A 16394-nucleotide genomic window follows, 5' to 3' on the forward strand; every position below is an offset into this window, starting at 1 on the left:
ATATGTAATACAATGAAAATGAAATTTCTTTTTATAGCATTTGCTCTACTGCTATGTCAATGTGGTATGGCACAGCAAACTGTTTCTTTAGGAAAACTTATAGAGTATCCTGACTTTAGCTCTTCAATTGTTACCTCGCGTGACGTCTTTGTTTGGTTACCTTCTGATTATTCTCCAAAAGAGAAATATGATGTTCTTTATATGCATGATGGTCAAATGCTGTTTGATGCGAATACCACTTGGAATAAACAAGAATGGGGAATCGATGAAGTTGTTGGAAAACTTTTGAATGAAAAGAAGATTAGGTCTTGTATTGTTGTAGGAGTGGCAAATATCCCGGAAACGAGATATGCAGACTACTTTCCTCAAAAAGCATTGAAAAATTTACCAGATAGTGTAGTTTCGGGGAATGTTAGTTTTAATGCAGATAACTATCTTCGTTTTCTGGTAGAAGAAGTTAAGCCTTTTATTGATAAAGAATATTCTACGAATAAGAGTGTTGAGCATACTTTTGTGATGGGCTCCAGTATGGGTGGTCTAATTTCACTATATGCACTTTGTGAATACCCGGAAGTATTTGGAGGGGCTGCATGTATGTCGACTCATGTTCCCATGATATTAAGCAAGGAACTATCTAAAGAAAAAGCGGACCAATGGTCGAGAGCTTTTAGGAATTATCTTGATGAGAACCTTCCGACGGCTAACAGTCGTATAATTTATATGGATAGAGGAGATGCTACCTTAGATGCTTATTATCCTCCTTATCAGGATGAACTGGACAAATTGATGAGGAAGAAAGGCTGGAAAGGACCAATGTGGGTGTCTAAAGTATTTCCGGGAGCTGCGCATACGGAAGTGGATTGGAATAAGCGTTTAGATAATCCGTTATTATTTCTTTTAGGAACTGATAGAAAAGATTGTATTTGTGATAAAAAGGATACAGATATGTCGCCTGATGATTATTTGATTTCTAAGTTTAAAGATGCTGATATCGTGCTATTGGCTGAAGATCATGGTGTTAAGGAAAACTTGGACTTCGTTAAAAAAATGATACCGAAGTTGTATGCGCATGGTATCTATATGTTAGGTATGGAATTTGGAGCATATGAGGATCAGAAGCAATTGGATTCATTGATAAATGCACCAAGATATAATGAGAATTTAGCTCGTCAACTGATGTTCAATTATAATACCCGTTGGGCTATAGTTGAGTATATGAATCTCTATAAAGCAGCTTGGGAATGGAATCACTCATTACCGGAGCAAGCGAAAAAGTTTCGTGTTTTAAATATTAGTTATCGCTACAATTGGGAAAAGTTTGAAGGAGCTAGAACTCCGGAAAATATGAAGCAAGTGTTTCCTTTAGGGAATACAGAAGATTTTCGGTGTACATTGTTGGAACGTGAAGTGTTGTCTGTTCACGAGAAAATATTGGTTCTGACTGGGACTATTCATGCATTTACGTCCTACCGTTTTCCTTATTATGATTATACTTCTCCTGGTTTTGTACGTTATGAGAATCGTTTTTTAGGAAATCTGCTGTACGATAAATATGGCAATAAAGTAGTATCTGTAGCTTTGCACCAGCCTTTCTTTAATTATCCTAATCAGCAACCAACATTAATTTCCCCAGCGGCTGGAAAGTTAGAACTAATAATGGAAAAATCTCAGAATAACCCCATTGGCTTTGATTTGAAAGGTTCTCATATTGGTGAACTGCATGATTATAGTTATTATTCAATGGGGCATAAAGATTTTATTCTATCCGATTTGTTCGATGGATATATATTCCTTAAACCAATAAGAGAATTATCCTCTTGTACTGTTGACTATAAGTTTATGGATGATACTAATTGGAATGAAGCTGTGAATAATAGTCCCGATCCTGATTGGCAACCACGTCCACATGATAAGGAAGAATATTGGAGGGTAGTGGAGAACTTTATGAATATTGAAAAAAGATATGCGGATGTTCAATGAGGTGAAAGTATTGAGCTTTTTTATCTCATATGGATAGTAAATAAAAATAAATGCTGTATTGTTGCTGTAAAAAGGTATGGTAATTGTCCACTAAAAAGTTCTGTATTTGATTTAATCTATTGATCTGTATTGCTTTATCATGTCGCTTTTTGTCCACATCTTTTTCTTTGTTATATTATACAAATGTGTTATTTTTGTTAGTGAACAAAAATATAATACTATGAAAACAAAAGCTTTATTGAAGAGTTTTGCATTATGCCTTATTGCAATCTTCACAATTAGTGCTCATGCTCAAATTAGCACCAATGAATTACCTCCAAGTTTTTCATCTGCTTTATTCTCTGTCCATTCGGGTGATGTGATTAATTTGCCTATTCCTGATGTAGCTGAAGCATTACATGAGGATAGTTTGTTTGCGGATGCTGATATCCCTTACCGTGTTGGTTTACCTCTTGCTGTAAGTTACAATCTTCACAATTCTGGTCATTGGCAAAGCGTGGGCGATAGTATGCGGGTTTGGCGTTTACAGCTACATGCATCAGGAGCAAAGGCTATGACTGTTAGCTATGATAAATTTTGGATACCGGAAGGGGCTAAATTCTTTGTTTATAATGCAGATAAAACATTCTGTATAGGGGCTTTTACAAGCTTCAATAATAAAGGAACACGGGAAAATCCTGTAGACTTTGCAACAGGATTTGTGGCAGGAGAAGATATTGTACTTGAATATTATGAACCTATTGGGGTAGAAACAGGAATTGTTTCTGTAGAAAGAGTGATTTATGTTTATAAAAATGTCCTAGCTACACAAAGTAATGTGATGAGTGGTGTGCTTCCTGGAATTTCTATGAGTTGTAATGTGAATATAAATTGTTCGGAAGGTGCTAGTTGGCAGAAGGAAAAGAGAGCTGTTGCTGCGATTTATAATGGCAATGGAGCACTATGTACTGGTGCATTAATCAATAATACAGAAAATAAAGATTATTTTTTATCTGCAGATCATTGTTTTTCTAGTAGGTATGATGCACAGGGGGCAAATCAGATGAATCAGTTGATTTTCTATTGGAATTATGAAAGTCCTGATTGTTCTAATACATATATCTATAATCCTCCAAGTTCTGCTGGAGCAAAGCTTGTAGCTAATAATAGCCACTCAGATTTTGCATTGCTGGAATTAACGGAATCTGTAAAAAATGTGACTGGATATATGCCTTGTTATTTAGGCTGGACTCGGAGTAATATTGCGGCTACAAATGCTGTTGGTATACATCATCCACAGGGTGATATAAAGAAGATTTCAATAGAGAATGATGCAGTTACAAGTTATGATAGAATCCAGAATTGGGTTGATAATAATGGTAATATTATTTCGACGACGCAGAAAAATACGCATTGGAAAGTTGTTTTTGATGTTGGTACAACGGAAGGAGGCTCTTCCGGTTCTCCATTGATGAATCAGAATCACTTAGTTGTAGGGCAACTGCATGGTGGTGACAATGGATGTGCACCAGTGACAAAATATTATGGACGTTTTGACGTATCGTGGAATTACGGAAGTGTAGCAACGAGAAGGTTGATGGATTGGTTAGATCCTAATAATACAGGTATAACACAATTGGATGAAAGAGATTTGGCACTTGAAATTATAGGTGCACAATATGTTTGTGGTAATACTGTTTATTATGTTCAAAATTTACCGCTTAACGCTACTGTTGTGTGGGAGTCTAGTTCTAGTTCTTTTATACTGCAACCTGATTTTCCTTTAGTAAATCAATGCACTGTAACAAGTGAAACAAGTGCTTTAGTTTCTACCATCTTAAGGGCTATGATTATACAAAATGGTAAAACAATAGCTACTGTGACTAAAGCAATAAATAAAGTTAGTATATCTTTGAGTGGATATTACACACAAGAGGCTTGCACTTTCTACAATGTATCTCACCCAGCCATACCTGTAACTGGAATAAGAAAGGCTGAACCAATGTTTGTCCACCAGGGGTGTACTGTGCATTTAACATTGTATGGAAATAAGGGCCGTAAAATAACTTATGAAGTAGCAGGATTTACTCCTTTATATTGGTATTATAATGGAGATATGAGTGTTGAATTTCAACTTCCTTATCTCTCAGGCGGTATACCTTTTCGTGTAAAAGTTGACCGTGAGGGAGCTTGCTCTCCAGCATATCTTTTGTTTTTCTCCTTGTCCGGTAATTCAAATATCGGTTCATATTCATTGAAAGTAGCAACTCTGTCTGAATATACTAAGCAAATATCTCTTATTTCAACTCAGAATGAGAATTCGCGTTCTGCTTTTGATTGGGATATTGAAGCTTATAATACATCCTATGGTACGAAAGTTCTGGATGTTAAGAAACTGACAGATTCTAATTATCAATTAAACACTTCTGGTTGGACACCAGGAATATATATAATTCGTGTAGTAGTGGGGAGTGAAATTTTTACAGAAAAGATAACAGTAGGAAAGTAGATTTAAACATATAATAAACACATTCTATGAGTAAGAAAGTAAGTATGAAAATACAACTTTTTTGCTTATAGGATGCAGTATTATCGTTTTAGAGCATTTATTCTATAAATAGAAACCTAAAATTATATTACTTATGAAAAACTTATTATTTTTTGCCTCTTTATTTTGGGCAATTTTATGTATCGGGTGTAGTAGCGATAAAGATAACAGTGATACCAAAGATTGTTCTGAGGTTAATTGCACTAAAGAGTTTTGCAATATTGGAGTTAAAATGAAATATGAAGATGGTACACCTGTCGTATTAGATAGTTATGAAGTTATAGAAGTTGCTACAGGAAAAGTGCGGGATGTTCCTAACTGGGGGAAAGAATTTAACACATATATCATCGCTTCAGATCTTGATAGAGAAGATTTTGCAGGAAAAGAGATTGAGTTGCAGTTTGTTGGTAAAATAGGAGAAAAAATAGTAGTTACTAAAAACTATGTTGTTTCAGCAAACTGTTGCCATACTTATTTGATAAAGGGTGATGAGGAGATTGTACTAAAGGAGAGGATACCTTAGTAGGGCGGTCAACCACTTAGTAGTAATCGAGTCATTACTACTAAGTTTAAAGCCTGTTTAAAAACTCCTTTTTAACCGATAACTTGTTGAGGTGTTATCACCAGAGCATTATTTCCGTGGACAGGCTTTTGTTGTGCTGGATAGCCCCTCTCATTTTACCATATCTCCATTACCAATCTTTTCTCAATTAGGAGAGAAAAGATTTGGACTAGTTCTAAATTTTTGCAAAAGTCTGCTATTTTAAATCTCCCCTTTTACCAAAGAGCAACTCGCCCCAAAGATCCTAAATCTAAACTGGCGGTATTTACTCCCATAGCTTTGAAAGCTCTTACAATAGTGGAGAATGATATACTTTTTCCACTTTCAATCTTCGATATTTGTGCTCTTTTAACTCCCATCAGTTCACCCAGTTGCTCCTGAGTAAGATTCCTTGCCTCCCTGGCTTGTTTAATGGCTTCACCAATGAGAAAGGCATTCAAGTCAGCTTCGTATTTATCACGTTTCGGAGTGCCTTTTACACCTATAAATTCATCCTCTATTTCTTCAAGGGTATAGAAATCTTTTTCTTTCATAATCACTTATCTTTAGCGTTAAAATATCTGGTTCTTATCTCTTCAGCTTTCGCTATTTCTTTGGGTGGAGTTTTCTGCGTTTTCTTGATAAAACCATGGGTGGCTATGACCAATGTATCCGTGCCGTTCACTTTATCCCAAAAGGCTAATAGTCTATATTGTATGCCTCCGTATTGGGTTCGGAACTCCCAAATATCCGTGTTATCCAGTTTCTTGAATAGCACAGGATCTATTACAGATGTTGCTTTACGAATATTATAGGTTATTTTGTCGCTTATTTTAGAACTCAACCCTTTTAAAAATAGACGAGCCTCTTTAGACAGCACTACTTTAAATCTTGCATTTTCTTCCATGGTTTTATGTTTATCGATGCAAAATTACAAAGAAGTTTCCTTTTTAAGAAACAAAATCTGATATATTCTTGCTTTGTATTCACAATAGGAGTGTATGCTCTGATTCATGCAACCGTTTGCATTACTTCTTTTTATCCTTCTGTTTCAAGCACTTGATAATCCGGAATAACTACTGTACTTTTGAACCATTAACTATAAATTGATACCGAATGAAAAGACTCTACGCTTTTTTTATTTGCTTGTTAGCTGTTTTAGCTATGCAGGCGCAAATAGTAACTACTACTCCGGATTTTCCAACGGAGAATGATGAGGTCACCATTGTTTTTGATGCAACGAAAGGTACGGCAGGGTTGAAAGGCTTTACCGGTGATGTATATGCACATACGGGAGTGATAACTGACAAAAGCACTAAGCCTGAAGATTGGAAATATACGGTAGCTGATTGGGGAATTAATCTTCCCAAAGCTAAAATGACTCGATTGGGAAATGATAAGTGGGAGTTAAAAATAACCCCAACCTTAAGAGAATATTACGCTGTTCCATCGGGTGAAACTATCAAACAGATGTGTTTTGTATTTCGAAGCTCAGATGGCTTGAAAACGGGAAAAGAGACGGGGGAAAAAGATATATTCGTTGATGTGCACACCGCCGGTTTAACCGTTCGTTTTGATCAACCTGCCGAGAAAGAAAATTTGATTACCAATACTGCTTTTACAATTCAAGCTTCCGCTTCTGTTGCCTCTGTTTTGAAACTCTATATAAATGATACTGAGATAGCTACGGAAACTAATGCTACCACAATTTCAAAACCGTATACCTTCTCCGTTGCCGGAAGCTATACATTGAAAGTGGAAGCTACTGCTGGTGGTGAGACTGTTCCTGCTACACAAGAAGTAACAGTACTGAATGGGACAAGTACCTCGGAAAAAATGCCCCAAGGAGTGCGTCCCGGTATTAACTATATTAGTGATACAGAAGCAACTTTAGTATTGCAGGCTCCAAAAAAGGAGTATGTATATGTAGTGGGGGACTTTAACGATTGGACTCCTAAATCGGATTATCAGTTGAAACAAGATGGAGAATATTTCTGGACAACTCTTTCCGGGCTGACAAAAGGTGAAGAATATGCTTTCCAGTATTTAGTAGATGGTTCTATTTATATTGCAGATCCTTATACTGATAAAGTACTGGATCCTTGGAACGATCATGAGATTGAAAGTACGACATATCCGAATCTGAAACCTTATCCAACCGGAAAAGCAGAAGGTATTGTTTCTGTATTACAAACAGGACAAACTGCATATAATTGGAAAGTGAAGAACTTCGAACGTCCGGCTTCTGAGCAATTGGTTATTTATGAAATGTTGATTCGTGATTTTACTGAAGAACATACATTTAATGCTGCAAAAGAAAAGCTGGAATACCTGAAGAATCTGGGAGTGAATGCGGTTGAATTGATGCCTGTTAATGAATTTGAAGGAAATTCGAGCTGGGGATACAATCCTTCATTCTATTTTGCGGTAGATAAGTATTATGGTACAAAGAATGATTTAAGAGCTTTTGTGGATGAATGTCACAGTCAAGGAATGGCCGTTATTATCGACCTTGTGCTGAATCATAGCTTTGGGCAGTCTCCTTTCTATCTTTTGTATAAGGATGCGGATGGGCAGCCCTCTGCTGATAATCCGTGGTATAATCAAGAATCAAATATAAAGAATAAGGAACTTTCATGGGGATATGATTTTAATCATGACAGTGAATATACCCGTGCACTGGTAGATAGTGTAGCTGGTTTCTGGATGTCAGAATACAAAATTGATGGTTTTCGTTATGACTTTACAAAAGGTTTCTCTAATACTTATTATGGGGAAGGCAGTTGGGCAGACGGGCCGGACAAAGACCGTATTGCTAACTTGAAGCGTATGTCTGCTGCCGTGCAAGAGCGGCAGCCGGGTGCTTACGTTATTTTTGAACATCTGGCAGCTACCAGTGAAGAAAAGCAGTTAGGAGAAGCAGGTATCTTGTTGTGGCGTAAGATGAATAACTCATATTGTCAAACAGCAATGGGATGGACTACAGAAAATGATTTCAGTGGTTTATATGCGGGAACAAGTATGCCTGCCGGTAGTTTAGTAGGATATATGGAAAGTCATGATGAAGAACGTACAGGGTTTAAAGCCTGGAAATGGGGAAATACCGGAGTAATAGCATCAACTACGGGTACAAATACCGGAATAAGCCCTGCAACGGGAAGTAATATTAATCTCTCTACCCGTACCAAACGTTTAGCCACCAATGCAGCCTTCTTCCTTACCGTACCCGGACCAAAGATGATCTGGCAGTTCGGTGAGTTAGGATATGATTTCTCTATAAACAATAATACAGATGGTTCTGAATATGATGATAAGGCTTTTCGTACCGACCCCAAGCCGATACGTTGGGACTACTTTGAAGATGCTGATCGAAAGAAATTGTATGAGACGTATGCTGCTCTTTTAGATTTACGTCATTCCTATCCTGAACTGTTTGCTTCAAATACTACATTTAGCTGGAAAGTAGGTACTGCTAACTGGGACAATGGACGTACTTTGTCGGCTACTTCCATTGACGGCAAGTCTCTTGTAGTTGTTGGCAACTTTACGTTGGCAGATAAGAACTTTTCTGTAACTTTCCAGGAAACTGGTACATGGTATGAGTTACTGAAAGACAATGAGCCTTTGAGTGTATCAAGTACTACACAGACTATTGCTGTTCCTGCCCATGAATTCCGTCTCTTTACTAACTTTAAACCGACTCTGACAGGTATCGAGACTACTGCTCCTGATGCCGAAAAGCCTTTAATATATTACAATAGAGGTATGGATACTTTGGTGCTGCCTGCCGGAGAAGCTAAACGCGTAGAAGTATATTCTGTGAATGGAATGTTGGTGATGACACAGGAAAAATGTACTTCTGTCGGTTTGTCTGCTTTGCCCGTTGGTTATTATATGGCACGGGCTTATATGGAAGATGGCAGAGTACAGGTTTGCAAAATAATGAAATAGATTAGTTACGATAAAATAGGTTAGTTGCTGTAAATATGATCAACAACAAAGTGAATTTATGCTTTTCGAAGAAAGCTGCGGGTATATTACTCGCAGCTACTTCTTTTTTAGTGATGGCTTGTAGTGAAAATGTAAAAGAATTGTCTACGCTAAGTACAAACGAATTAGGCATTACCATACCTGACGGACAGTCACGTGAATATTCTTATACAGACAAAAACGGAGGTTTCTATTATGGAATGACCTCTACGGATGATTGGGGAGATTGGTATGCAGGCTGGAATATTTATGCCAAACGTATCTTTGCCGATTACCGTTTGTATGTGGATGGAGAAAGATTGCTTCGGGAAAATGCCCGCACATCGGTATATCCTGACAAATTAGTTCGCCGATATGAAAAGGCTGTGGAAACATTCTGTCTGGTGGATGAACCGAAGCTGTTGTATGTTCGTATGGATAGTGTACAAGGGAAGCAGATCTCATTCATGCTGATGGGGGAAAATGTGGTGGATGCACGGAAGGATGGAAATTCTGTACTCTATACAACGAAAGAGTCACTGGAAAATGTAATACGTATAGCACCCGTAGCGGAGACAGGAATTGAGTTTGCAGATAATCTGATAACTGTTCCGGTAGCTGCAGGTGGTTTCCTGATTGCTTTTGGTACGGAAGAAGATAGCCGGCAAGCAATAGATGGTTTCCGTAAAGAAGGAGAGAAGTGGTTGGCTGCACGTGGTCAGCGTATTCAATCCTTACTGAACCATAATCCTTTAAAGACCAATCTGGATTCTTTGGATCATGCCCTTGCCTGGATTATGCTTACCAATGATCAGTTGATCACTCATCAGCACGGTGGTTATGGTATGTATGCCGGTTTACCCTGGTTCACGGACTTCTGGGGGCGGGATATGTTTATTTCTATGCCGGGTGCAGTGCTTTGTACAGGGCAGTTTGATACGGCACGTGATATTCTTGCGTCATTTGCACGTTATCAGGATACCATTTCCACATCTCCTACTTACGGACGTGTACCTAATCGTTTGAATCTGGAAGGTATTCTTTATAATACCACTGACGGAACCCCTCGTTTCGTTATGCAGGTGCACGATTATCTGAAATATACGGGTGACACCGCCTTCGTGAAAGAAATTTATCCTTCAGTGAAGATTGCCACGGATGCTTCTCTTCGCCTGTATACGGACGAAAAAGGGTATCTTACCCATGCGGATGCGGACACTTGGATGGATGCCAAACGTCAAAGCAAGTATCCCTGTTCACCACGTGGCAATCGTGCTGTGGATGTGCAGGCATTGTGGTATACCCAATTGACGAATGCCTCGGATCTTGCCTGCTACATGAACCGTGAAGAAGATGCTCAGCGTTGGAATCTTGCCGCGGAGCGTCTCCGCTCAAATTTTGAACAGGATTTTGTAGACACAGCCTCCCAGTCAATCTATGATCATCTGAATACAGATGGAAGTGGGGATGCGCAATTCCGCCCCAATGCTATCTATGCGTTGGATCTGGTTTCTGATCCTGACTTGAAGATGCATGAGACAAAAGAAGTTTGGGAACGTCTGGTATATCCGTGGGGAGTGTCTTCACTCGATCAGTCCGACGAACAGTTCCATCCTTATCATGAGCAATGGTATCGTTATCATAAAGATGATGCTTATCATAATGGCACGATATGGCTTTGGAATAATGGTATGGCCATGCAGCGGATGATAGAAAACGGACAAGCTGACATCGCGTATACTTTGTTCAGGAACATGAACCGCCAGGCACTTGCGGAAGGTGCTGTCGGCAGTTTATCAGAGAATGCGGATGTATGGCCACGTGCCGGGCAGACATGGGTGCGTCGAAGTGGAACTTTCCTGCAGGCGTGGAGTAATAGCGAGCATATCCGCGTGTGGAATCAATACTTCCTGGGAATTCGTCCTGATATGCTCAATCATTCCATAACCATTGATCCGCAGCTTCCTTCTGAATTGAAGGTAGTGGATAGTCGGGTAAATATAGGAGATGGTACATTACGTATGATTATTGCTAAAAACGATGCGAGCGGAACTTACCGCTATGAATGGACCGGTACACCCGTAACTCTCAAACTGGATATCGATTCTTATCAGACATTGGATGTTCCGGTTTCAGCAGATCACTCGGTAAGTATCAGGACAGAGGGAGCACGTATGACAGTGGATGTCTCTGATGCCTCCGGTAAGAAGACAGCCAATTACGTAGCAGAACGGGATGCACTCAAGCAGGAACAGAAGAAACAACAAGATGATTATTTTATGAATACTCATTTTGCAAAGCCTTCTTACAGAGAAAATATGAAGAGTATGTCCCGTTACTTTGATCCGCCATTGACGTATCAGAGTGTGGAATAATTCTATTCGTAAATCTTATTCAGCAATTTATTCAGCCACTCCCAGCGGAAAAGAAACCAGCGGCGGGTACTGCTTTGTTTACCGCCGAAGCGTAAGACAAATTCGCGGTAACCGTGCTTGCGGAAGGGGAGACCGACATCCATAAATTCAAGGTGATGGTATCCCCGCTGCTTGGCATCGAACAGAGCATACCATACGGCAAGTATACCCGGGTATTGAAGGGCATACGTCTTGCGCATACCACCAGAGAACCAAAGGTAAGCACTGTCTTCGGAATAGATGCAGGCACTGCCGCCTATTATTTTATCTTTGTAAGTGACAATGAATATTTTGCTTTGTCCCCCTTTCATCATTTCTTCTTCCATGCGTAAGAAGAACACTCTGCTGGGGAAATGACGGCGTATTTTAGAAGAATAGACATGGTGCAGCATCTGGGAGAATGCATGCACTTCCTCCGGAGTATGAGCTTCCTTTACTTCTGCACCATTTTTTAATCCTTTTTTGATTTGCCGGATGCGCGAGGGACTGAAGCGGCTTTCTACATGCTCAATGCTATGTAGTGAATTACGTACCCGTAGCCAGTTTATGGCAAAGTAATGGTTTTTGCGGAAAGATTTATAACCGAACAGGGAGTTTTCCAGGTTACGGAATTCAATAAGGAATGCCTCCCGTAACGCTTCAGCCGTTAACCGTTGCAACATCTCACCAAAGACAAATTCTTTGTCGATAGTTTCATCAAAATACTCTCCTGTTCCATAAACCTCACATCGCTTGATAATGGCGGGCGGGAACAGACGGGCACTCTTTCGTACTGCTGCCAATAGCTTGGCGACAGGCTTTTCGGCTTCTGATGCAACGATGAGAAGGGGCGTATAACCCGGGGTTGCTTCGTAGATATGAAACAACTCGATGGAGTGAAATGTATTATTGCCCGGCAGTTCCGGGATGTCACTCCCGTGGTAATATGTCGTCAGTTTCAAAGGCATTGACTGCAAATTTAGAAAATAATCTTGTATCTTTGCGTTCCTAAATGGTTATTTAGCGCAATGCGCTAAATAAGTTACTAATAAAATATGATATATGGAAAATTTCAGTGAATTGCTAAAAGTGCGCCGCAGTATGCGGAAATTTACGGATGAAGAGTTGACGCAGGAAGAGGTGGTTACTCTGATGAAGGCTGCGCTGATGTCACCCACTTCCAAGCGGACAAATGCATGGCAGTTTATTATGGTAGACGATAAGGAGTTGCTTGAGAAACTATCACATTGCAAGGCGCAAGCGTCGCAATTTATTGCTGATGCACCGTTGGCAATTGTAGTAACGGCTGATCCGTTAGTGAGTGATGTGTGGATTGAAGATGCTTCCATTGCTTCGATTATTATACAATTACAGGCAGAAGATATGGGCTTAGGCAGTTGCTGGGTGCAGGTGCGCGAACGTTTCACCGCTTCCGGTATGCCGTCCGATGAATATGTGCGCGAAGTGCTCGATATTCCTTTACAACTGCAAGTGCTCAGTGTCGTTGCTATCGGACACAAAGGCATGGAACGTAAGCCTTTCAGTGAAGAACATCTGCAATGGGAAAAAGTTCATATCAATAAATACGGAGGAAAGTAACGGTGGGTGCAGCAAAAGCAAACAATAACCGCGATACTTACAGGGCCACAGCGGTTACATTGATTGTTTTCGGTATACTTTATCTGGTGGACAAATTGATACATTTCTCAAGTATTGGTCTGCCGTGGGTGATGAATAAGGATAATTTTCTGCTTTATACGGCGGTGATATTTCTCATCTTCAAGCGTGATAAATCGGTGGGGCTGGTGTTGATTGGTCTGTGGCTAATACTGAATTTCGGATTGATAACGGCATTGCTCGGCACGATGTCTGCCTATCTGCTGCCTGTGACTTTGCTGGTTCTCGGAATTATTCTATATTGGCTGGCTACAAGATGAAAAGGAGTGTACAAGATACGCCGGTAGTCTTTATCGGTGCCGGAAACCTCGCAACGAACCTGGCCAAGGCTTTATATCAAAATGGTTTTCGTATAGTACAGGTCTACAGCCGTACAAAAGAGGCAGCATGTGCCTTGGCTCAAGCGATAGAGGCGGAATATACGACTGAACTTTCGGAAGTATCCAGGGATGCCCGGCTCTATATTGTCTCTTTGAAGGATGCTGCTTTCGTGGAATTATTACCCGAGATTGTTGCCGGGAAGGAAGATGCTTTGCTGGTACATACAGCCGGGAGCATTCCGATGAGCATTTGGGAAGGAAAAACTTCGCGTTACGGTGTGTTTTATCCTATGCAGACTTTCAGCAAACAGCGCGAGGTGGATTTCCGTACGATTCCTTTCTTCATAGAGAGCAATTCATCCGAAGATACGGAATTGTTGAAGGCAATTGCTTCTGTCCTTTCGGAAAAGGTGTATGAAGCTACTTCTGAGCAGCGTAGAAGTCTGCATCTGGCAGCTGTGTTCACTTGTAATTTTACGAATCACATGTATGCTCTGGCGGCTGAATTATTGAAGAAATATAATCTTCCATTCGATGCGATGCTACCCCTGATTGATGAAACAGCCCGTAAAGTGCATGAACTGGAACCAAAGCAGGCTCAGACAGGTCCGGCTGTACGTTATGATGAAAATGTAATCAATAAGCATCTGGAGATGCTTGCTGATGAACCGGAGATGCAGGAATTGTATCAGCTTGTGAGCGAGAATATACATCGTTTGCATAACAAGTAATGTTTCGATGCATAACAAGCAATGTTTTATCCTAAAACAAGCATTGTTTTTTTGAAAGGTAACCTAATTTAAAAACCGAATATAGTGAGTACTATCAATTACGATCTGAAAAAGATAAAAGCACTTGTATTTGATGTTGATGGCGTTTTGAGTGCTAACGTCATACCGATGAGTTCGGATGGAGAACCGATGCGTACCGTGAACATTAAAGATGGTTACGCTTTGCACCTTGCCTGCAAACAGGGTTTGTTACTGGGAATCATTACCGGTGGACGCTCCGAAGCTGTTCGCAAACGCTTTATGGCCTTGGGAATTCCTTCTGAGGATATTTACATGGCTTCTTCCGTAAAAATCCATGATTATCATGATTTTCGTGACCGCCATGGCTTGAAAAACGAAGAGATTCTTTATGTAGGTGATGACATTCCGGATATTGAAGTTATGCGTGAGTGCGGATTACCTTGTTGTCCTAAAGACGCATCAGCAGAAGTGAAGACCGTCTCCCGCTACATTTCCTATGCCAATGGTGGCTATGGCTGTGGTCGGGACGTTGTAGAACAAGTATTGAAAGTTCAGGGACTTTGGATGGATGATAAAGCCTTTGGTTGGTGATCTCCTCTTATACTTAATGCTTAAAAATTAATACTTTAAATCGTTATGTTGGACAATTTAGAGAAATATAAGGTGATTCTTGCCTCGGGATCTCCCCGCAGGAGAGAATTGATGGCAGGTTTGGGCGTGAATTATGAAGTGCGGATTCTTCCGGATGTGGATGAATCTTATCCGGATACTTTGCAGGGGGAGGAAATACCGCTCTACATTGCTAAGGAAAAAGCGGATGCCTACATACCTATGATGCAACCAGATGAACTGATAATTACGGCGGATACGATTGTATGGCTGGATGGTAAGGTTCTTGGCAAACCCCGGGATAGGGAAGATGCTTTGCAAATGTTGCGGACTATGTCGGGGCGTACGCATGAAGTTTTCACCGGCGTATGCATAACCACTACCGATTGGCAGCGAAGTTTTACAGCACAGACTGAAGTACGTTTCGCCACATTGAGCGAAGATGAAATTATATATTACGTAGATAACTTCAAACCGATGGATAAAGCCGGAGCCTATGGAGTACAGGAGTGGATCGGTTTTATTGGGGTGGAGAATATCTCGGGAAGTTACTATAATATCATGGGGCTTCCTGTGCAAAAACTATACAGGGAATTACTGAAGGTATAGTTTAATACTCTTTCTCGTTTGCCAGATTCCAGGCATTCAGAAAAGATGCTCTGGTTATCTCCACAACCTTTTCCCAATTCAATCTGTCGGCATGATCGGAGGGCTGGTGGTAGTCCGGATGTCCATCCGTATGATACCAGATAATAGGAACTCCCGCTTTGGCAAAGGAACCGTTATCACTACCGCCTATGGGGTTATCCCATGGACGATAGTCGGGCTCCAACCGGAGATTGTATTTCTTTATATCTTCTTTGAGCCACTTTCCAAAAGCTGCGTTGGCTTCTGTATAGAAATAAACCACGTGCATCGGTTGCTGCGGTTTATTGTTACGGCCTATCATATCGAAATTCAGATAACCCTTGACTTGTGAAATGAACGGGCAGGTTTGTACAAAGAATTTTGAACCCAGCAATCCTTTCTCTTCGCCATCCCAGAAAGCAAAAATAATATTTCTTTCCGGTTGTTTCCCGCTGGCAATGAATGCTTTGGCTATTTGTAGGACAGCTGATACTCCGGAAGCATTGTCATCGGCACCGTTATAAATCTGATCACCATCCAGAGCCGGATCTATTCCTAAATGATCGAAGTGTGCGCCGACAATTGCATACTCATTGACATTTTTACCGGGAATTATTCCCAAGACATTAGTCATTGGGAGTTTCTGATGAACTTCTTTGCTGAATAAAGCAATCGAATCGGGGTGTACTTCCAACCGTCCTTTTTTCTGCCGTTCTCTCCGGTAGGCTTCAAAAGGTTGAAAATAATTGTCTCCTAATGGCTGTACTCCCATTGCCTGAAGCAATGAAGCAATATATTGCGCCGCTACCTTGGAACCGTGGTATCCGGCTTCCCGACCCTGTAATTCATCGTGTGCCAGAAAACCGATATACGCTTCGGCGGATGCCCGGTTTATGCTTTCCAGTCCTTTTTCCACGGGAGTCTGTGCTGCTGCCAAATAGCTGAAACAACAGAGTATAGCCAGAATGCAGTATTTTTTCATCAGATATTTATTTATGC

General features: G+C 40.4%; 14 protein-coding genes. 10 read left to right on the plus strand and 4 right to left on the minus strand.

Going from position 1 to position 16394, the window contains the following annotated elements; all coding sequences use genetic code 11:
• The first annotated feature begins 12 nt into the window (after positions 1–12).
• The 3 genes from K429_RS29350 (at position 13) to K429_RS0105365 (ending at position 5030) form a co-directional block, all read left to right on the plus strand.
• The gene (locus K429_RS29350) at positions 13–1980 is read left to right on the plus strand and encodes an alpha/beta hydrolase (RefSeq protein WP_025726268.1); all 1968 of its coding nucleotides are present in this window, start codon (positions 13–15) and stop codon (positions 1978–1980) included.
• A 220-nt stretch (positions 1981–2200) separates the two neighbouring features.
• Positions 2201–4468, plus strand: coding sequence for a trypsin-like peptidase domain-containing protein (locus K429_RS29355; RefSeq protein ID WP_025726269.1), 2268 nt, complete (start codon positions 2201–2203; stop codon positions 4466–4468).
• A 133-nt stretch (positions 4469–4601) separates the two neighbouring features.
• Entirely contained in the window at positions 4602–5030 is a 429-nt protein-coding gene (locus K429_RS0105365) for a hypothetical protein (protein ID WP_025726270.1), read from the plus strand.
• A gap of 254 nt (positions 5031–5284) precedes the next feature.
• Here K429_RS0105365 and K429_RS0105370 read toward each other — a convergent pair whose 3' ends face one another.
• Complete coding sequence (locus K429_RS0105370) at positions 5285–5602, minus strand: helix-turn-helix domain-containing protein (protein WP_007214768.1); 318 nt, start codon at positions 5600–5602, stop codon at positions 5285–5287.
• 2 nt (positions 5603–5604) lie between these two features.
• Positions 5605–5955: a type II toxin-antitoxin system RelE/ParE family toxin gene (locus tag K429_RS0105375; RefSeq protein ID WP_025726271.1), complete on the minus strand. Its 351-nt coding sequence runs from the start codon at positions 5953–5955 to the stop codon at positions 5605–5607.
• Between the two features lie 209 nt (positions 5956–6164).
• On the opposite strand from K429_RS0105375, the gene K429_RS0105380 reads away from it, so the two are divergent.
• Both K429_RS0105380 and K429_RS0105385 read left to right on the plus strand, forming a co-directional pair.
• Positions 6165–8999 carry an alpha-amylase family glycosyl hydrolase gene (locus K429_RS0105380; protein WP_025726272.1) on the plus strand — a complete coding sequence of 945 codons (2835 nt, stop codon included), beginning with the start codon at positions 6165–6167 and terminating at the stop codon, positions 8997–8999.
• A gap of 35 nt (positions 9000–9034) precedes the next feature.
• On the plus strand, positions 9035–11392 hold the full coding sequence (locus K429_RS0105385) for an amylo-alpha-1,6-glucosidase (RefSeq protein ID WP_025726273.1): 2358 nt from the start codon (positions 9035–9037) through the stop codon (positions 11390–11392).
• A 2-nt stretch (positions 11393–11394) separates the two neighbouring features.
• Here K429_RS0105385 and K429_RS0105390 read toward each other — a convergent pair whose 3' ends face one another.
• Positions 11395–12378 (minus strand): GNAT family N-acetyltransferase, encoded by a 984-nt coding sequence (locus tag K429_RS0105390; protein WP_025726274.1) that lies wholly within the window; start codon positions 12376–12378, stop codon positions 11395–11397.
• A gap of 94 nt (positions 12379–12472) precedes the next feature.
• Here K429_RS0105390 and K429_RS0105395 point away from each other — a divergent pair, with 94 nt between their 5' ends.
• The 5 genes from K429_RS0105395 to K429_RS0105415 all read left to right on the plus strand — a co-directional run bounded on the left by K429_RS0105395 (position 12473) and on the right by K429_RS0105415 (position 15377).
• Positions 12473–13009 carry a nitroreductase family protein gene (locus K429_RS0105395; RefSeq protein ID WP_007214762.1) on the plus strand — a complete coding sequence of 179 codons (537 nt, stop codon included), beginning with the start codon at positions 12473–12475 and terminating at the stop codon, positions 13007–13009.
• A 2-nt stretch (positions 13010–13011) separates the two neighbouring features.
• On the plus strand, positions 13012–13347 hold the full coding sequence (locus K429_RS0105400) for a hypothetical protein (protein ID WP_007214761.1): 336 nt from the start codon (positions 13012–13014) through the stop codon (positions 13345–13347).
• Positions 13344–14138, plus strand: a complete 795-nt coding sequence (locus K429_RS0105405; RefSeq protein ID WP_007214760.1) for a Rossmann-like and DUF2520 domain-containing protein — start codon at positions 13344–13346, stop codon at positions 14136–14138. The genes K429_RS0105400 and K429_RS0105405 overlap by 4 nt, the downstream gene beginning before the upstream one ends.
• An 84-nt stretch (positions 14139–14222) precedes the next feature.
• The gene (locus K429_RS0105410) at positions 14223–14750 is read left to right on the plus strand and encodes an HAD family hydrolase (RefSeq protein WP_007214759.1); all 528 of its coding nucleotides are present in this window, start codon (positions 14223–14225) and stop codon (positions 14748–14750) included.
• A 45-nt stretch (positions 14751–14795) separates the two neighbouring features.
• Positions 14796–15377 (plus strand): Maf-like protein, encoded by a 582-nt coding sequence (locus tag K429_RS0105415; RefSeq protein ID WP_007214758.1) that lies wholly within the window; start codon positions 14796–14798, stop codon positions 15375–15377.
• A 1-nt stretch (position 15378) separates the two neighbouring features.
• On the opposite strand, the gene K429_RS0105420 is transcribed toward K429_RS0105415, so the two are convergent.
• A complete protein-coding gene (locus K429_RS0105420) occupies positions 15379–16377 on the minus strand; it encodes a M20/M25/M40 family metallo-hydrolase (RefSeq protein ID WP_044096481.1) in 999 nt (332 codons plus the stop codon).
• Positions 16378–16394: the final 17 nt, after the last annotated feature.

Origin of the sequence: Bacteroides sp. 14(A) (assembly GCF_000526555.1) — a bacterium.
Taxonomy (GTDB): Bacteria; Bacteroidota; Bacteroidia; order Bacteroidales; family Bacteroidaceae; genus Bacteroides; species Bacteroides cellulosilyticus.

Excerpts from the sequence above, each read along its gene's own strand:
- K429_RS29350 (WP_025726268.1), top strand. The coding sequence starts at position 13 with ATGAAAATGAAATTTCTTTTTATAGCATTTGCTCTACTGCTATGTCAA.
- K429_RS29355 (WP_025726269.1), top strand. The coding sequence starts at position 2,201 with ATGAAAACAAAAGCTTTATTGAAGAGTTTTGCATTATGCCTTATTGCA.
- K429_RS0105365 (WP_025726270.1), top strand. The coding sequence starts at position 4,602 with ATGAAAAACTTATTATTTTTTGCCTCTTTATTTTGGGCAATTTTATGT.
- K429_RS0105370 (WP_007214768.1), bottom strand. The coding sequence starts at position 5,602 with ATGAAAGAAAAAGATTTCTATACCCTTGAAGAAATAGAGGATGAATTT.
- K429_RS0105375 (WP_025726271.1), bottom strand. The coding sequence starts at position 5,955 with ATGGAAGAAAATGCAAGATTTAAAGTAGTGCTGTCTAAAGAGGCTCGT.
- K429_RS0105380 (WP_025726272.1), top strand. The coding sequence starts at position 6,165 with ATGAAAAGACTCTACGCTTTTTTTATTTGCTTGTTAGCTGTTTTAGCT.
- K429_RS0105385 (WP_025726273.1), top strand. The coding sequence starts at position 9,035 with ATGATCAACAACAAAGTGAATTTATGCTTTTCGAAGAAAGCTGCGGGT.
- K429_RS0105390 (WP_025726274.1), bottom strand. The coding sequence starts at position 12,378 with ATGCCTTTGAAACTGACGACATATTACCACGGGAGTGACATCCCGGAA.
- K429_RS0105395 (WP_007214762.1), top strand. The coding sequence starts at position 12,473 with ATGGAAAATTTCAGTGAATTGCTAAAAGTGCGCCGCAGTATGCGGAAA.
- K429_RS0105405 (WP_007214760.1), top strand. The coding sequence starts at position 13,344 with ATGAAAAGGAGTGTACAAGATACGCCGGTAGTCTTTATCGGTGCCGGA.
- K429_RS0105415 (WP_007214758.1), top strand. The coding sequence starts at position 14,796 with ATGTTGGACAATTTAGAGAAATATAAGGTGATTCTTGCCTCGGGATCT.
- K429_RS0105420 (WP_044096481.1), bottom strand. The coding sequence starts at position 16,377 with ATGAAAAAATACTGCATTCTGGCTATACTCTGTTGTTTCAGCTATTTG.